The sequence below is a fragment of the Okeania sp. SIO3I5 genome, from assembly GCF_010672085.1.
Taxonomy (GTDB): Bacteria; Cyanobacteriota; Cyanobacteriia; order Cyanobacteriales; family Microcoleaceae; genus Trichodesmium.
The window spans coordinates 1-17,546 of sequence record NZ_JAAHHT010000048.1; the positions used below are offsets into that span (position 1 = coordinate 1).

The following is a 17,546-nucleotide window of genomic DNA, read 5'->3' on the forward strand; positions in this document are numbered from 1 at the left end:
CAAAAAAATACAAACTCTCCTCAAACTGAGAGTAGGGAGTCAGCAAAAAGAGAGAAAATATATTTAAGTTTCTAGTCTACTTACCGAATTTTATCGACTGCTGTAAAAAATCAGAGTGATTGAGATTTACTCCCTCTGGATAACCGAAAAAAATCGACTCTATTCAAATAGAATAAATCATCAAAATCTCGATATATGCTAAATTTATTCTAGAGAAACTGTCAAGGTTTAAATCCTCTCCTTTCAAGGAGAAAAAAAACCAAAAAACTTTTAATTAATCCTCTGATTTGTGAGAAGAGGTAATTGTTAATTATTAATTATTGAAGACTTCTATGATAAGTTACTGTTTTAATCCTACCCGCAAAAAAATACAAACTCTCCTCAAACTGAGAGTAGGGAGTCAGCAAAAAGAGAGAGAATATATTTAAGTTTTTCACGTACTTACCGAATTTTCTCGACTGCTGTAAAAAATCAGAGTGATTGAGATTTACTCCCTCTGGATAACTGAAAAAAATTTCCTCTATCCAAATAGAATAAATCATCAAAATTTCGATATATTCTAAATTTTTTCTAGAGGAACTCTAAATGATTTATCAAAAATCCCTCAACACATAAAAACTATGAAATTATCATTCCTGTTCCTTAATTCCCAGAGATTGTATACACAAATAAAAAAAAGAGAGAGAATATATTTAAGTTTCTAGTCTACTTAGCAAATTTTCTCGACTGCTCTCAAAAAATCAGAGTTATTTTGATTGACTCGCTCTGGATAACTGAAAAAAATTTCCTCTATCCAAATAGAATAAATCATCAAAATTTCGATATATTCTAAATTTTTTCTAGAGGAACTCTAAATGATTTATCAAAAATCCCTCAACACATAAAAACTATGAAATTATCATTCCTGTTCCTTAATTCCCAGAGATTGTATACACAAACAAAAAAAAGAGAGAGAATATATTTAAGTTTCTAGTCTACTTACCGAATTTTCTCGACTGCTCTCAAAAAATCAGAGTTATTTTGATTGACTCGCTCTGGATAACTGAAAAAAATTTCCTCTATCCAAATAGAATAAATCAGAAAAATTTCGATATATTCTAAATTTTTTCTAGAGGAACTGTCAAGGTTTAAATCCTCTCCTTTCAAGGAGAAAAAAAACCAAAAAACTTTTAATTAATCCTCTGATTTGTGAGAAGAGGTAATTGTTAATTATTAATTATTGAAGACTTCTATGATAAGTTACTGTTTTAATCCTACCGGCAAAAAAATACAAACTCTCCTCAAACTGAGAGTAGGGAGTCAGCAAAAAGAGAGAAAATATATTTAAGTTTCTAGTCTACTTACCGAATTTTATCGACTGCTGTAAAAAATCAGAGTGATTGAGATTGACTCCCTCTGGATAACTGAAAAAAATTTCCTCTATCCAAATAGAATAAATCATCAAAATCTCGATATATGCTAAATTTATTCTAGAGAAACTGTCAAGCTTTAAATCCTCTCCTTTCAAGGAGAAAAAAACCAAAAAACTTTTAATTAATCCTCTGATTTGTGAGAAGAGGTAATTATTAATTATTAATTGTTAATTATTAATTATTGAAGACTTATATGATGAGTTACTGTTTTAATCCTAACTGCAAAAATCCACAAAATTCTCCGAAGGCTGAAATTTGCCAGAATTGCAATTCACCATTATTACTAACTCCTCCAGTTGTTAGTGAAGATGCAGAAATAGAAAAAAAGAAAATTATTCCGTCAGTAGATAGTAATTCCACAGATAGTAATTCCACAATAATTAACCAGTCTCGTTACCGCATCCTTAAACTGATTGGATATGGTGGTTTTGGTAGAACTTTTTTGGCGGTAGATGAAGCAAATCCTCTTCAAAAAGTTTGTGTAATTAAACAGTTTTTTCCTCAGAATAAAAATTATCACCAAAATTATCCTCAATCTTCAGAAACAATTTCTAGAAGTGGAGAACTTAAGGTAAAAACAACCTGTGAAAAAGCAGCTAAATTATTTCAGCAAGAAGCACAACAATTAAAAACTTTAGGCAGTCATCCTCAAATTCCCGAATTATTTCAATATTTTCAGCAAGACGAACAACAATACCTAGTTCAAGAATATATTGAAGGTAAAAATCTTGCCCAAGAATTAGCAGAAAAAGGTGTCTTTACTGAGGCTAAAATTCGGGAATTATTAAATGATTTATTGCCAGTATTACAGTTTGTCCATAAATATCAAATTATTCATCGAGATATTAAGCCAGAGAATATTATTCGTCGCACTACAGGTAAACTTGTTTTAGTAGATTTTGGTGCTGCTAAAGTAATAGAAAAAAAAGGTTTACCTCAAACAGGTACTATTATTGGTAGTGCTGCTTATACCGCTCCGGAACAACTCATGGGTAAGGCAGTTTTCGCCAGCGATCTTTATAGTTTAGGTGTGACTTGTATTCATCTTTTGACTCAAGTCTCACCCTTCGATCTATTTGATAGTAGAAATAGTAAGTGGGTGTGGCGAGATTATTTAAAAATGCCTGTCAGTGACGAATTTGGTAGAATTTTGGACAAGATGTTGCAAAGTGCTACTAATCGCCGTTATCATTCTGCTGCTGCTATTCTGAGACATCTTAACCCCCAGTCTAATTATATGGAGACTGTTTATTTTTCTGCTTCTTCAGCAGTTCCGAAAAAGTTAACTCCACAAGCAGAAATTAGACAAGAATTGCAGGAAGTTTTAGCTCTTGAGTCAGTCAAAGTTCAGGTAAGTCGCGTGAAGAAAACTTTGACTATTGTAATTAGTAGAAAATCAGACAAAAAGGTTAATTATCCTCAAATTTTAAAGATAATTTCTGCTAAGTTGACCGATTTGAAATTGCCCAATATAGATAAGGTAAAATTGTTAGGTAGAGCTAACGGAAAAACTCTGCCAGAGTGGCAACAAGTCTTGAGAATTAATCATCAAGCTAGATGGAAAAATAAAATTGTGAGACTGCAAAAAAGTCAGAGTTTTCTTAATATATCGCAGTTAGGAACTCAGAGTTTTTGGTTGGCTAGATTTAGGGAAAGAGAATTTTGGCTAGATACTTTAATGTTTGCTTTAACGTGGTTTATTTTTGGTTATCAAATAATTATTTTGCATCCTCTAATTGCTTTGATAATTGCCTCAGCTTTTATGACGGTTAAATATCAGGTGGGAAAACAGAATAAATTGGCAACTAATAATTTATTTGCTACAGTAGCAACTATATTTTTAATAGTAGGTTTATTAGGTTTGAGATTTTGGGTTTATGATATTTTTGGATTACTTTTAGGTTGCTTATTTGTAGCTCTACCGATATTTTATGTTAGAGAGGAAATGGGAATTTAGCATTTAGAAACTATGAAGTTAGGAGTCATTTCAGTTATCAGTTATCAGTTATCAGTCAGGATGAATCCCACAAATTATTTGAGGCAATTGAAAACCGCTGTAATGGTAATCAAAGTAGAAAAATAATCGAATTCGGTTCCTCCCTCCAGCGCGATCGCAATTTCCGTAAAAATGTTACGTTGAGAACAAAGCTTAAAACTCAACTATTATTGTTATAATTGTTCAATCTTTCAAAGCAGAATTACCTTGATATCAAATCCAGATAATTACTATATCCAAGTCCGCAGCGACTTCCACTACATGGAAGGAAGCAATCTTAGGGATGCACGGAGATTGCTTCCTATCGTCGCTTCGGACGACTGCTCAATCAGATATATGAGATACTGTCAGTTGAAAAAAAGCTAAAGAAAAAAGTCAGTTTATTTTATTTTTTGTTCATCATATAGCAGTTTTCATAATTAGTAGATCACAGTAGGGATGTTGCATAACAAAAATGCGAACATCCCTACAAAGTTTTGCTTTGACGTGAGGTCATTTATCTCAAAGGCGCCGTAATCTAAAAGTAGAAACAGCAGAAATCATCAATTCTTTCCTCCTATTTCTAACTCCCTCACTTCCTATTCGCCTATTCCCCACTCCCTAATTATTCAATTAAACCGTGAATTTTGACAGAACACATAAGTATCAAACATTGCCCCTACTAAACTACAAGTAATAGCAATTACTAAACATCCTTGCCAGGGATGGCCACTACCGAAAGTTGCTAAAAATTCCCAAATTTGGGCACTACCAGATTGACCAATTCTCTGTAAACTAGGAAGATGACTAATTAAAGCAAAACTCATCCAACTAACCCCAATTAACATCATCGGAGTGATAAAACTAAAGATAATTGTAAGTAGTAAAGAACGTAACAAATTAGTTAAAATACCCATAATAATAAACCATAAGTCCAAGATAATGCTACCTGAGTAGCAAGTTAACCATAAAAGCTAACCTACTTTCTAAGATAGAGAGCGATCGCTTAAAATCAGCAAATCTGTCAGAAAACTTCAATTTTGGTTCAAAAATCTTGTTGAAGATTGGTAAATTTCTCTCATTGTTCGATTTAATGTTGTAATTTATTAATTTCTATTGAGTAAGATTACTTTTCGATTGAATTTAGGGTCATGGGGACCACGAATGTTAGCAGCTACATATTTAGCTGGCCAAGTAGTTGTCCATTTGTTACGGGGCAAAATTTATCGTCGTAATACCATTGAGCAAATGGCGATAGTCGGTCCACAATCCCTACTAATTGTTTTACTGACAGCTAGTTTTGTCGGTATGGTATTTACGATTCAGGTTGCCCGAGAACTTGTAGCTTTCGGTACAGCAAATATGGTTGGAGGTATGTTAGCTCTAACTTTAACCAGAGAACTCGGTCCAGTCTTGACAGCAGTTGTTGTTGCGGGACGAGTGGGTTCAGCATTTGCAGCGGAAATAGGCACGATGAAAGTGACAGAGCAAATAGATGCTTTATATATCCTCAAAACAGATCCAGTGGATTATTTAGTTATTCCCAGAGTTATTGCTTGTGGTGTAATGATGCCAATCTTAACTTTGTTATGTTTGATTGCTGCTATAGTTGGTGGACTAATAATTGCAGTAAATTTATACGATATTCCCCAAAATATATATATTGAATCTGTCCACAGTTTTCTAACTATTTGGGATTTGTGCAGTGGATTAACTAAATCAATTATATTTGGCGTTTTAATCGCTGTAATTGGTACAAGTTGGGGTTTAACTACTACTGGTGGGGCAAAGGGGGTAGGTAAATCTACAACTACAGCTGTTGTTACATCCTTAATATCTATTTTTATCTTTAATTTCTTTCTCTCTTGGGCAATGTTTCAAGGTGTTGGTGGGGCAATGAAGCAAGGACTTTGAATAATGGATAATTGATAATGGATAATGGATAATTAAAATTATCTCTAATTAGGGTTGACTGAAAAAGTTTTTACTCCCTCTTGAATAAATTCAGATCAAACTATGACTACTATTTCTACTTCAGAAACAAAACCAACTCAGGACTTTGAATAATGGAGAATGGATAATTAAAATTATCTCTAATTAAGGTTGACTGAAAAAGTTTTGACTCCCTCTTGAATAAATTCAGATCAAACTATGACTACTATTTCTACTTCAGAAACAAAACCAACTCAGGACTTTGAATAATGGAGAATGGATAATTAAAACTATCTCTAATTAGGGTTGACTGAAAAAGTTTTGACTCCCTCTTGAATAAATTCAGATCAAACTATGACTACTATTTCTACTTCAGAAACAAAACCAACTCAGGACTTTGAATAATGGAGAATGGATAATTAAAATTATCTCTAATTAGGGTTGACTGAAAAAGTTTTTACTTCCTCTTTTAAAGAATAAATTCAGATAAAATTATGACTACTATTTCTACTTCAGAAGCAAAACAAACTATTGAACTTGCTCCTAACTATAAAATCCCTTTAGTGCTAATAATTGCTGCATTGCCTTTGGCCTTTGTACAAAAATGGGTAAGTTTAGCGATCGCTTTTCTAGGACTATTTCTGTTAATTCAAACATTAACTATTCGTCTCAAGTTCACTGATACAGCTTTAGAAGTATATCGTTCAGAGAAACTCTTACGAAACTTTCCTTATGAAGATTGGCTCAACTGGGAAATATTCTGGTCTCCTATCCCCATTTTGTTCTATTTTAGAGAAGTTAAAAGTATCCACTTTTTACCAATTATTTTTGACCCTAAAATGTTGCGAACTTGCCTAGAAAATCACTTTCCTTTAAATCAAGATTGACTGGTGCTGGTACGCAGAAGTCATTGTCAGTTATTAGTTATCAATTATCAGTACCTCCTGCTGAAACCAAAACCTTGAAATACTGAAGTTTATTTTTATATATTCTATCCAAGACTATGCTTTATACACATCTTTATCAACATAAAACTTGACCAAAGTAGAAATGCATATTTCAGGAGAATAAACGTATTTAATTAGAGGCTTTTCTCCCTACTCCTCCATCTCCCCACCCCCCTATATCCCTGGGAATTTTTCCCTCTCAATAGTATAAATTTTTGATTTTTTTTCGATGATGTACCCAGACGAAATACAACCAGAACAACCACAAGAACAATTAACAAAAACTTCGGTAAATTCAGACAACCTAAGTGAAATAATTCCTTCACCTACCGACTTAGATAAAAAAATAGAAACTGAAAATCTTCCCATCAAAAAACAAGTTGCCGAGTCTTATGAACCTGATATAACTCAACCAACAGAAGTAGAATATGTTTCATTAGTTGAAGATAATTCTACAAATCCTTCTAGTTTCGCTGAGAATTCTACAACTCCCCCAGTTAATAAAATTGAAAAAGAATCGACATCAAAAACTACTTACCTCGAACAACAAGAACAAGACTTAAAAGAAGAAATAGCTACTCTACAAGAAACCAAAGCTAAATTACAAGAAGAAATTATAGCCCAGACTAAAGCTATAGGGAGTTTAGTGCCAGAAGCTTTGAGTCAGTTAGAACAACGTAAACAAACATTGCAAATAGAGGTAGAAAAACTAGAGCGTCGCAAAGAACGTATTCAAAAGGAGATGCGGACTACTTTTGCTGGTGCTTCTCAAGATTTGGCAATTAGAATTCAAGGGTTTAAGGATTATTTAGTGGGAAGCTTGCAAGATTTAGCTGCTGCTGCCGAACAGTTGGAGTTAACCCCACAAATAGAGGAATATTCTGCTCCTAAAATGGAAGATGCTCCTGGATCTGTTAGAAATGCTGAAAGTCCTCAATTTGCTGAAATGGCTTTTGAGGAACAAAATAGAGAGATTCGCGAGATTCTTGACGAATATCGGAAAATGCCTGATTATTATGGCCCGCCCTGGAAATTACGGCGTACATTTGAACCTATCCATGCAGAACGAGTTTCAAATTGGTTTTTCTCTCAAGGTGGTCGTGGTGCCCTCCGGAATATGGGTAGTCGCTTACAAAATATTTTGGTGGCTTCGGCAATTGTTTCTGTACTTAGAGATTTGTATGATACAAGGGTACGTGCTCTGATACTTGCTAATTCTCCTGAGCGGTTGGGAGAGTGGCGTCGGGGTTTACAGGATTGTTTGGGGATCGATCGCCGTGATTTTAGTCCAGACAGGGGTGTGGCTTTGTTTGAGGACTCGGAGATATTGGCCCAAAAGGCAGATCGGTTGGTAAAGCAGGGCAAGTTACCAATAATTATAATTGATGACACGGAAGAGAAAATTAGTCTTTCCATGTTACAGTTTCCTCTATGGTTAGCCTTTGCTCCTGAACCTAATTCTCAAAACTCAACTGATAGATTTTAGTCACCTTCTCCGCGCTCTTCGCGACGGAGCTTGGGTAGCCCAATACCCAACTAAGACAATTGATTTGATTTTTTGGTAGTCCTGTAGAAGTAGTAATACGATCAGGACTTACGCAGAGACTCTACATATAGCAAGGGCGAATGCCATTCGCCCCTACGGATGGTGGTTTAAAAGTCAATTTGCGTAAGTCCTGACGATAAAAAGTTGACAAACTGTAGCATTCCATAGGAAAGGAAAAATTTACTCAGAAATTACTTTTGACTTTTGAATTTTTCAGGCAAAACTCACTAAGAGATTACTTTTAAATTTTAAATTTTGAATTTTGAATTTTCAGGAATAAGTTTATGATTAATTGGTTAGTATTAAATGCAGTAATATTGATTGTTGCCTATCTCTTAGGTGCTACTCCTAGTGGTTATTGGATAGGTTCTTGGTTTTATGGTATTGACATTCGCCAACAAGGTTCGGGTTCTACAGGTGCGACTAATATATTAAGAACTTTGGGAAAATTGCCGGCTTTGGTTGTGTTAGTTATTGATATTTTGAAGGGGGTATTAGCGATCGCTTTGGTTCGTTATATTTACTCTCTGGTGTTTGCTCAAAACCTAACTATTGTTGCTGGAGTAACTGATGTCGATCTAGCAAAAGAATGGATGGTTATTTTAGCAGGATTAATGGCTATAGTAGGACATACTAAATCTATTTGGATTGGTTTTAAGGGTGGCAAGTCTGTTGCTTCTAGTCTGGGTATTTTGTTAGCAATGTCTTGGATTGTTGCTTTAGGGACACTATCTGTATTTATTGTTGTTCTAGCTATTAGTCGTATTGTTTCTTTGAGTTCTATTATTGCTACTGTTGCCGTTTCTGGTTTGATGTTTTTCACGGGTAAATCGCTTCCTTATGAAATATTTGCGATCGCTGGTGGTATATATGTGATTTGGCGTCACAGCAGCAATATTGAGCGACTCTTAGTTGGCAAAGAACCTCGAATTGGAAAAAAATTATCAACAGAGCTAGAAATTAGCGAGTAGTAATATCATTAGGACTTACGCAAAGAAACCCGGTTTCTAGGATAAATCGTTGTTTTGAGCAATAGATGTCTAGGAGAAACCGGGTTTCTGGGTTCACCTGCGTAAGTCCCGATCATGTCCGGTTGAATACTTATACTTTGGAGGAAAGAACGCAGAAGGGAATATTGGTTCAAAGGGAGAAGGAATAGGTTGTATTTTCAAGCTATTACTGAAATGAAAGTTGTCAATGTTGATAACTTACAGCAGTTTCGGAGGCGCGTGGGGTGCAAAGCTTTACTATTTGTTAAAAGCTGGAAACCTGTTAGTAATGAGTGGCAGTTCAACCTTCCAGGTTGTTACAGTCCGGTCAGGCTGTGTTACACTGTACCTCACCATCCTCATGCATTGCTGTAAAAGTGCCAATATTGACAACTAATTAATTTTAGCGCCAGTCTGGCTTTGTTGTATGAAAGCATATAGCTACCGCACAAGATCCAATAGCATTGTACTTCATACTTCTACAACTATTGTCCAATAAATAAATCAAACATCAATCTTTTCTTTCTTTCATAAAAAAAAGGCTGAAACTTATACCTGTAAAGGCTTTGAGCTATTTAACTATTGGCCAACAAATGAATAAAGCATCAATCTATAGAAATAGGGTGATATAGCTCCCACTAGGTTCACTTTTCATGTCGGGGACAACCGAAAAGCGGAACGGATTTTCTATGGCTATTACAACAAAGCTCACCAGTCTAATAAATTACGATAAAAGCCAAATAACTAGGTTGCTGAATCAATCAAAAAAGACTTAGTAATTAGATTCTCCTCAAATCCTAATCTCACTCCAAATTTTTCCCCATGTCTAACACTAAACTTAAGCTGAATACAGTTATCATCTTCGTTAGATTTAGCTTCTAAAAATGTATTGTCTATATCATCTAGAATTATCAATTTAAAGTTAGTTGGTAAGTAACGACTACTTTCAGGATGTACCCGTACTAATAGGGAAAATTTATTTTCACCTTTGGGTAATATGGCTACTATTAATGCTACTAAATGGTTGGTTCCTGATATTTCTAAACTTTTGATTTGACGTTTTCCCGCCAGTGGATGGTTTTTGTCTATCATCCATAAACTATCTATTGCTGCCCAACGAGTTTCTATATTTTTAGTATCTTGTAAAAGATAGACTAAAGCATTAATTACTTTGGGGTAATTCGGAGCTTTTTCTCCTAGTTTATAAGCTTCAATTTTTCGTTGTTCTTCATTACTACTATGATAAATTAAATCTATTGAATTATTAATTGATTGCCAGTCATCTGTTGTTGGTTTCCACCTACTAAATGCCCAGTTTAATTTCCCTACTCTTTGTGCTAGAAATTCATCAATAGTTTGCCAACCAATTTCTACTATATCGTCAAACCATTTAGATAAATTTATTGGTGTTTCAACAATTTCTCCTGCTAGTCGTCGTTGATATAATTGTTGTCGCAAATCTTCATTTACTAACAATGCACCCCATTGGGAAAATGGTATATCTAGATGGGGAAAATCTTCTATTTCTTGACTGAGTTTTGCGAGTAGAATTTCTATCTGAGTTGCAGATAATATTGGTAAAGGTTCCACTTTTACTGTTTCGTGGGGACATAATTCTTGTGCTACCCACATTACATTTAAACTCTCAATAACGTTTTCTCCATGTATGTAATAAGAGCGATCGCTTTCATCATAAATTCCTTGATTTTTCAATTGTTGATGAGTTGCATATCCCCAAATTCTTAACCAACTATCATCAGGATTAATTTGTACTGCTAAATAATAATCAGCAACCCACTCAGGAATATCAACCCATTCTTGGGAAACGCGAAATTCGTCAGTATCTATTGTTTCACTGGGAATAATTACCAGTTTTGTTTGATTATTTCCCTGATTTAAAGTAATAGGTGTACCGTTGACTACTTCCCAAATACTGGTTAAATTTTCATCGGAATTAACAACAATTTGAAAATCGCGTTCAGTTTCTAACCATCTAATAATGACTTGTAAAGACAAACGATTTAGATAAGCATTCCACTGGGAAATATTATTAGAAAATTGATGTTTTGCAGACCAGGCTTTATCTATATCTTTAGCTGATAATTCTAATAGTAATTGCTGTGGATAAATGGCTATTAATTCTTCTAGTGTAGACATAATTGTTCCTCTTTATTTTTAATTAATTAGGAATTAGGCAGAACCGCCACATCTTGTAGGGGCAAATGGCATTCGCCCTTACTAAACGCCATTCACCCCTACAGATAGCGTATTGTTTAAGAGTTTGCTTAAATCCTGTAATGAAAAGTTTGCGTAGGGTGCGTTTTTGAGATAATTTTCAATAAAAACGGTTACTTTTTGCTTAACTGATTCTGATTTTGCTAGAGACTTAGAATAATTATCTGCCACATATTTTTCTAACTCTATCTGCAAATTTTGCTTAACTTCAGCTAACTTCTTTTTCAAGTCATCTTCAGATATTTTTGGATACTGCTGTAGAAATAATGACACTTTTGATTCACATTGACCATAAAATATCCTGCATAAGGAAATTTTATCTGGCATTCCTTCGATTTTAGTTGTCAAAAATTCAACAAATGGAGTCCTAAAATAATTTTCTAAGTATGGCTCCAGTTCTTTATCCATAACTTTCAGTTGTTCTGAATTAAGAGTTATCTGCCAGTTATTTTGACTCCAAATACCGACAGCTTGCAAAATCTTTTTTCTCTGAGTTTGTATTCTTCTACCGACTGAACTTTGGTGACATCCTAAGAGGTATTTTCCTACATCTTCCTGACTAATATTTAACCCAAATACAAGTTCAAATAATTTTTTAGCTTCATCTGGTAAACTCTGAATCACATCAACTAATACTGTGTGGATTTGTTGCTGTAACTCTAGACGTTCCTGTTGATAAATATGGTCATTATTAGCAACATTTTCCCAATCTTTTTCTATGTCAATTCCGTCTAGAGAGATGAAGGTTCTTTTTCTGGATCTTTTGAGTGCTTGTAGGCAAATATCAAGCAACCGCTTAATTTCCTGACCTGTAATTTTTTCCTTTTCAGGACTCAATTTTTGATACAGTTTGGCAAAGCCTTCTAGGTCTTTTTCTGAAGGAGGTTGGAGTTGTTTACTACCTTGTTTTTGGGTAGGAACATATTTCTTTTTGAAACATTGCCATGCCAGTAAACATCGACGCTTTTCTTCCTCTTTAATGTCGGCTAAATTTAAAGATTCTTTGAATTTTGTGATTGAAATATTTCTGAGTAATCCTGTATCCGAATATTTTTCTTGTTCTCTACCTTGCCTCAGTCTATCTATTACCTTTTGATAAATTTTACATCCGGCATAAGTTTTGAAACTGCTAATACTAGAATTATAGTCTTTAAATGTTTCAGGATTAGCAGCAACTTCCCTAGCCATTAAAAAAACATCGACTTTGGTCATGTTGTAGTTATATGGTTGTAGCTTTTGATAAATTTTCAAAGCTTGGTAATAACAATTTTCTTCTAGGTAAGCTGATAGATGATGGCTAGCAATTAATGATTGTAGGTTGGGAATTTTTCCATTTTCTGAATTGTGATTTTGTTGAGCAATTTTATAGAAATAAATAGATAAATATTGCTCGTTGATTTGGGGGTCAGTTTCAAAAATTTTCTTGATATTTATTTTTAAGGTATTGTCAGATATCCACCCAATGTAAGGATAATCTTTTACCCCATCAACTTCGATAAAAGTTGAAAATTTTGCTTCTAGAGTTATACGTTTTCTCATAGCGGTTAACAAGTTAATTTTAATATGGCAATTCCTACAGTTATGGGGTAGATTTAAAATCCCCCTAAATCCCCCTTGGAAAGGGGGACTTTGAAGGCTTCCCCTTCTTAATTAATCAAGTTGAAAATTTTGCTTCTAGAGTTATACGTTTTATCATAATTGTTAACAAGTCAATGTTAATATGGCAATTCCTGCAGTTATGAGGTAGATTTAAAATCCCCCTAAATCCCCCTTGGAAAGGGGGACTTTGAAGGCTTCCCCTTCTTAATTAATCAAGTTGAAAATTTTGCTTCTAGAGTTATATGTTTTATCATAATAGTTAACAAGTCAATGTTAATAGTTATCAGTTATGACTAGCATCTAATAATTGACAACTAAGTTTTGGGATAATACCTGGAGGTTCATTTTGGGAAACTTCTCTTATGAAATTCCTTGTCTATTACTTTTTGGGAGAGAGTTGGAAAAATATGCACTTTATACTAAGTCCGGTTTATGGAATATCCTTTTGCGGTGATGGGGTAATGGTTAGAACAGTAAGGGCGAATGGCCATTCGCCCCTACAGGGTTTTGGTTATGACGTGAGGTCATCAATCTGAAAAGTTCTGTAAACTGCATATTTTGATAATTGCATCCCGATAAATAAATAGGAATTATCTGTGTCATGTTAATAGTCAGTTTTGCTGACCATAATTTAGTTGCTTTGTCAACATGAATGGTGGGGAATGATGGGAGCGATCGCTCAATCCTTCCGTATTTCCTTTAGCAATAATAATTGTTTGATTTGACATGATATATGTGGTTAGTTTAAGTTTATTAAAATGGTCAATTTTTTGTTATTTTTATGTTAATTTCAGGAGTTTATTATGAATCAAAAATGGCGTTTACTTCTGTGGAAATATTGCAGTTTAAGGAAAAGTATTGGGTTAGGGTTATTAACAGGTTTTGTGGCTTTGTTTTCCGTAGTTAATGTGATGATGGGCAGTTCTGTTGGAGCTAGTCAGCAGGAGGTTTTGGTGCAGGGAGAGGAGGAGCGATCGCTTGATAGTATTAGTCAAGAGGCTCAGAGGTTGTTATTAGAGGGTACTCAACTATATCAGCAGGGAACAAAGGAATCTGTACAAAAAGCGCTTCAGAAGTGGGAAAAGGCATTACCCCTTTTAAGGAAATTAGGTAATAAGCCAGGGGAAGCTATCGTACTTACTGCCCTTGCTAAAGTTTACGATGATTTAGGAGAAAACCAAAAAGCACTCTTGTTCTACTACCAATCTTTATCTTTGTCGCGAGAAGTAGAAGATAAGAAAATAGAAGCTACTACTCTCAATAATATCGGTCTTGTTTATAATGATTTAGGAGAAAAGCAAAAGGCGCTAGATTATTTCAACCAATCTTTAGATCTGTCAAGGCAGGTAGGAGATAAAGCAATAGAAACTGCTAATCTCAACAATATTGGTGCAGTTTATAATGATTTAGGAGAAAAGCAAAAGGCACTAAAACTGTACAACCAATCCTTAGAGCTGTCAAGGCAGGTAGAAGATAAGAAAGTAGAAGCTTATACTCTCAACAATATTGGTGCAATTTATGATGATTTAGGAGAAAAGCAAAAGGCGCTAGAGTTCTACAACCAATCCTTACCTGTGTCAAAACAGTTAGGAGATAAGAAAGGAGAAGCTACTACTCTCAACAATATTGGTGCAATTTATAATGATTTAGGAGAAAAGCAAAAGGCGCTAGAGTTCTACAACAAATCTTTACCTCTGTCAAAACAGCTAGGAGATAAGAAAGGAGAAGCTACTACTCTCAATGGTATTGGTGCAGTTTATAATGATTTAGGAGAAAAGCAAAAGGCACAAGATTACTTCAACCAATCCTTAGAGCTGTCAAGGCAGATAGAAAATAAGGCAGTAGAAGCTACTACTCTGAATAATATTGGTGCAGTTTATAATGATTTAGGAGAAAAGCAAAAAGCCCGAGAACTATACAACCAATCCTTAGAGCTGTCAAGGCAGATAGGAGATAAGGCAGGAGAAGGTAATGCTCTCAATAATATTGGTCTGATTTACAACGATTTAGGAGAAAAGCAAAAAGCGCTAGAGTGCCTTAAGGAGTCCTTACCTCTTTTAACGCAGGTAGAAGATAAGCTAAGAGAAGCTAGAACTCGCCATAATATGGGTGCCATTTATGGTGATTTAGGAGAAAAGCAACAGGCGCTGGAGTTCCTCAACAAATCCTTAACTTTGAGGCGACAAGTAGAAGATAAGGAAGGAGAAGCTATTACTCTCAATAGTATTGCTAGGATAAAACTTGAGAACGGCCAACTCAACGAAGCATTAACCGACATCAAACAAGCTATTGAAATCATTGAAAACTTACGCACTCAAGTAATTAGCCAAGAATTACGCACCTCCTTTTTTGCTGAATGGCAATTCATTTACCAAAATTACATATACATCCTCATGGAACTGCATAGACAAAACCCCAATGCCAACCACCACATCACAGCCTTAGAAATTTCTGAACGTGCCCGCGCTCGCAGTCTCATTGAACTACTTGCCGAAGCTAACGCCGATATCCGCAAAGACATCGACCCCGAACTCCTCCAACAAGAACGCCAACTTATCCAACGAATAGGAGCCAAAACCCAAGCTCTACACACCAGCACACTCTCAAATGACGAACGAGAAAAAATAAAAACAGAAATCAGAAATACCCAAATCCAACTACAACAACTGGAAACCGAAATCAAAAATATTAGCCCTCGTTATGCCAACCTTAAATATCCCGATCCCTTAACCATTAGTCAAATTCAAGAAGTAGTTGACAAAGACACCATCCTCTTATCCTACTGGTTAGGAGGAGACCGCAGTTACCTATGGGCAGTCACTCCCGACTCAGTAACCGTTCACGAACTCCCCAAAGCAGAAGATATCGCTACCACCATAGAAGAATTTCTGAAATATCTCAAAGACAGAGCTGAACAGGATGCAGGTACAGGATCAGTAGAAATTAAAGCTGCCAAAGTCAGTGAAATGCTATTACTCCCAGTAGCAGATCAACTCAAAAACAAACGCCTCGCCATAGTCAGTGATGGCATTATCCAATACATTCCTTTCAGTGTATTACCGCCACCACAAACCAACCCTGATTTACCATATCAACCCCTGATTGTCAACCATGAAATAGTCAACCTTCCCTCTGCATCCACCATTTACAACCAGAGGAAATACCCAAACCAACCAGCACCGAAAACTATAGCAGTTATGGCAGACCCAGTTTTCAATGCCGACGATGAACGAGTCACAAATAAAAACATCTCCCAAGATGACACTACTGAGCAAGAGTTAAAAATCACTGTATCCCTCACCAGAGGTACAGCACTTGAAGGTCAAGAATGGGGAAGACTGAAGTATACGCGCCAGGAAGCAGACCAAATATTAGCATTAGCACCTGATAACCAAAAGATGCAAGTTTATGATTTTGCAGCCAACCTCAAAAACGCCCAAGCTTCAGAAATAAGTGAGTATAGGGTTGTACATTTAGCCACCCACGGATTTTTCAATGATGAATTGCCGGAAAACTCTGGCATAGTGTTATCACTGGTGAACAAACAAGGAAAGGAAGTAGAAGGTTATTTGACAACACCCAATGTATTTAACTTAAACTTACCAGCAGAATTAATAGTATTGAGTGCGTGTGAAACTGGGTTGGGTAAAAATGTGAGTGGAGAAGGTTTAGTGGGGTTGACTAGAGGTTTGATGTATGCAGGAGGGGAACGAGTGATGGTAAGTTTATGGACGGTGAATGATGAGGGTACATCAGAGTTGATGGTAAAATTTTATCAGAAAATGTGGGAGGAAAAGTTATCGCCAGCAGCAGCGTTGCGAGCAGCACAGTTGGAAATGTGGAATGATGGTGAGGTGGCATTTTTGTGGTCGCCGTTTGTGTTGCAGGGGGAATGGCGTGATTGAAGTCAGAAGTTAGAAGTCAGAAGTCAGAAGTTCGGTAGGGTGCGTTACACTTCGTTAACGCACCGCCAAATCTACAATGTTTCAGTGGGTTACGCGGAAGTCAGAAGTTATCAGTCCAGTAACGCAACGCCAAGTCTACAATGTTTCGGTGGGTTACGCTGGCGCTAACCCACCCTACAATAATGTGAGAGAATTATTCAACTGTACAGCAGTCAACAATAGGTTTGTCAGAAAATTCATCTAACTTCACTGCTTCTGCTCCCAGTAAATCTTCCCAGTCAGTTTTTACCGTCTCATCCTGCGGTTTAGCTAGTCGCATTTCTGCTAAACTCGTCAAACTATCTAACCAGAAACCATTAGCAGCATAAATAATTGCGCGATCGCGTCCTAAAGCAGCAGCACCCAACTCACTCTCCAACTCAGAAATAGACTTTCGTCGCACCTCACCAGAAACGGTAATATTTTGACTAGAATCTTTTGGGTCACAGATAACAGCAAATGCCCAAGAATATTGTCTATCAATTTCTAAAGGCGATACCGTTTCTGGTAATGTCACCCGAATAATTCCAGGAGTATTTTCTAGAAGAAACTGAACGCGATAAACCTTATCTTGCTTTTTCCTTGGTGGTTTTGCATTGAACAAAAATTTGGCCTCTAACCCCTGTATTTCGGGATAAGGAACATAAAACCAAAAAGTCGGATATTTGGTACTGGTTAATATAGGACTGTTTATAGGTACTAAAGCAGTCAAAGGTGGTTCGAGTGGGGGACATTCCCCGCGAGTACCAGTATCACTCCGCTTGTTGGGAGACCCTTGAGATTCCCCTTCTGGCATTTTAAACCTTACTGGGGGATGATTCTTATTTTCAGCACTAGCATTATATGTTAATATTAGTAATTGGTCAAAAGCATTAAAAGTGGGAATAAGTGCCATAATAATGCTAATTAAAGTTGATAAGAAACAAAATTTTACAACTTTATTCATGGGACTATTATATAAATTGTT

At 35.7% G+C, this 17,546-nt stretch carries 11 protein-coding genes; 7 read left to right on the forward strand and 4 right to left on the reverse strand.

Annotated features, from left to right (window positions below; all coding sequences use genetic code 11):
• Positions 1-1,605 precede the first annotated feature (1,605 nt).
• Entirely contained in the window at positions 1,606-3,369 is a 1,764-nt protein-coding gene (locus tag F6K40_RS13720; protein WP_483143769.1) for a protein kinase domain-containing protein, read from the forward strand.
• A 647-nt stretch (positions 3,370-4,016) separates the two neighbouring features.
• On the opposite strand, the gene F6K40_RS13725 is transcribed toward F6K40_RS13720, so the two are convergent.
• Entirely contained in the window at positions 4,017-4,304 is a 288-nt protein-coding gene (locus tag F6K40_RS13725) for a hypothetical protein (protein WP_293136704.1), read from the reverse strand.
• Between the two features lie 199 nt (positions 4,305-4,503).
• Here F6K40_RS13725 and F6K40_RS13730 point away from each other — a divergent pair, with 199 nt between their 5' ends.
• The 5 genes from F6K40_RS13730 (at position 4,504) to F6K40_RS13750 (ending at position 9,176) form a co-directional block, all read left to right on the forward strand.
• Entirely contained in the window at positions 4,504-5,301 is a 798-nt protein-coding gene (locus F6K40_RS13730) for an MlaE family lipid ABC transporter permease subunit (protein WP_293136706.1), read from the forward strand.
• Between the two features lie 512 nt (positions 5,302-5,813).
• Positions 5,814-6,206, forward strand: a complete 393-nt coding sequence (locus tag F6K40_RS13735) for a DUF3119 family protein (RefSeq protein WP_293136708.1) — start codon at positions 5,814-5,816, stop codon at positions 6,204-6,206.
• Between the two features lie 289 nt (positions 6,207-6,495).
• Positions 6,496-7,752: a DUF3086 domain-containing protein gene (locus tag F6K40_RS13740; protein WP_293136710.1), complete on the forward strand. Its 1,257-nt coding sequence runs from the start codon at positions 6,496-6,498 to the stop codon at positions 7,750-7,752.
• 344 nt (positions 7,753-8,096) lie between these two features.
• Positions 8,097-8,783 (forward strand): glycerol-3-phosphate 1-O-acyltransferase PlsY, encoded by a 687-nt coding sequence (gene plsY, locus F6K40_RS13745; RefSeq protein WP_293136712.1) that lies wholly within the window; start codon positions 8,097-8,099, stop codon positions 8,781-8,783.
• Between the two features lie 213 nt (positions 8,784-8,996).
• Positions 8,997-9,176 carry a hypothetical protein gene (locus F6K40_RS13750; protein ID WP_293136714.1) on the forward strand — a complete coding sequence of 60 codons (180 nt, stop codon included), beginning with the start codon at positions 8,997-8,999 and terminating at the stop codon, positions 9,174-9,176.
• A 369-nt stretch (positions 9,177-9,545) separates the two neighbouring features.
• Here the strand turns inward: F6K40_RS13750 and F6K40_RS13755 are convergent, their stop codons facing one another.
• Together F6K40_RS13755 and F6K40_RS13760 are read right to left on the reverse strand one after the other, a co-directional pair.
• On the reverse strand, positions 9,546-10,958 hold the full coding sequence (locus F6K40_RS13755) for a DUF1822 family protein (RefSeq protein WP_293136716.1): 1,413 nt from the start codon (positions 10,956-10,958) through the stop codon (positions 9,546-9,548).
• 81 nt (positions 10,959-11,039) lie between these two features.
• Positions 11,040-12,575, reverse strand: a complete 1,536-nt coding sequence (locus F6K40_RS13760; RefSeq protein WP_293136718.1) for a sigma-70 family RNA polymerase sigma factor — start codon at positions 12,573-12,575, stop codon at positions 11,040-11,042.
• Between the two features lie 863 nt (positions 12,576-13,438).
• Between F6K40_RS13760 and F6K40_RS13765 the strand changes: the two genes are divergently transcribed.
• Positions 13,439-16,540: a CHAT domain-containing protein gene (locus tag F6K40_RS13765; protein WP_293136720.1), complete on the forward strand. Its 3,102-nt coding sequence runs from the start codon at positions 13,439-13,441 to the stop codon at positions 16,538-16,540.
• A 193-nt stretch (positions 16,541-16,733) separates the two neighbouring features.
• Here the strand turns inward: F6K40_RS13765 and F6K40_RS13770 are convergent, their stop codons facing one another.
• Entirely contained in the window at positions 16,734-17,525 is a 792-nt protein-coding gene (locus tag F6K40_RS13770) for a DUF928 domain-containing protein (RefSeq protein ID WP_293136722.1), read from the reverse strand.
• Between the last annotated feature and the right edge of the window lie 21 nt (positions 17,526-17,546).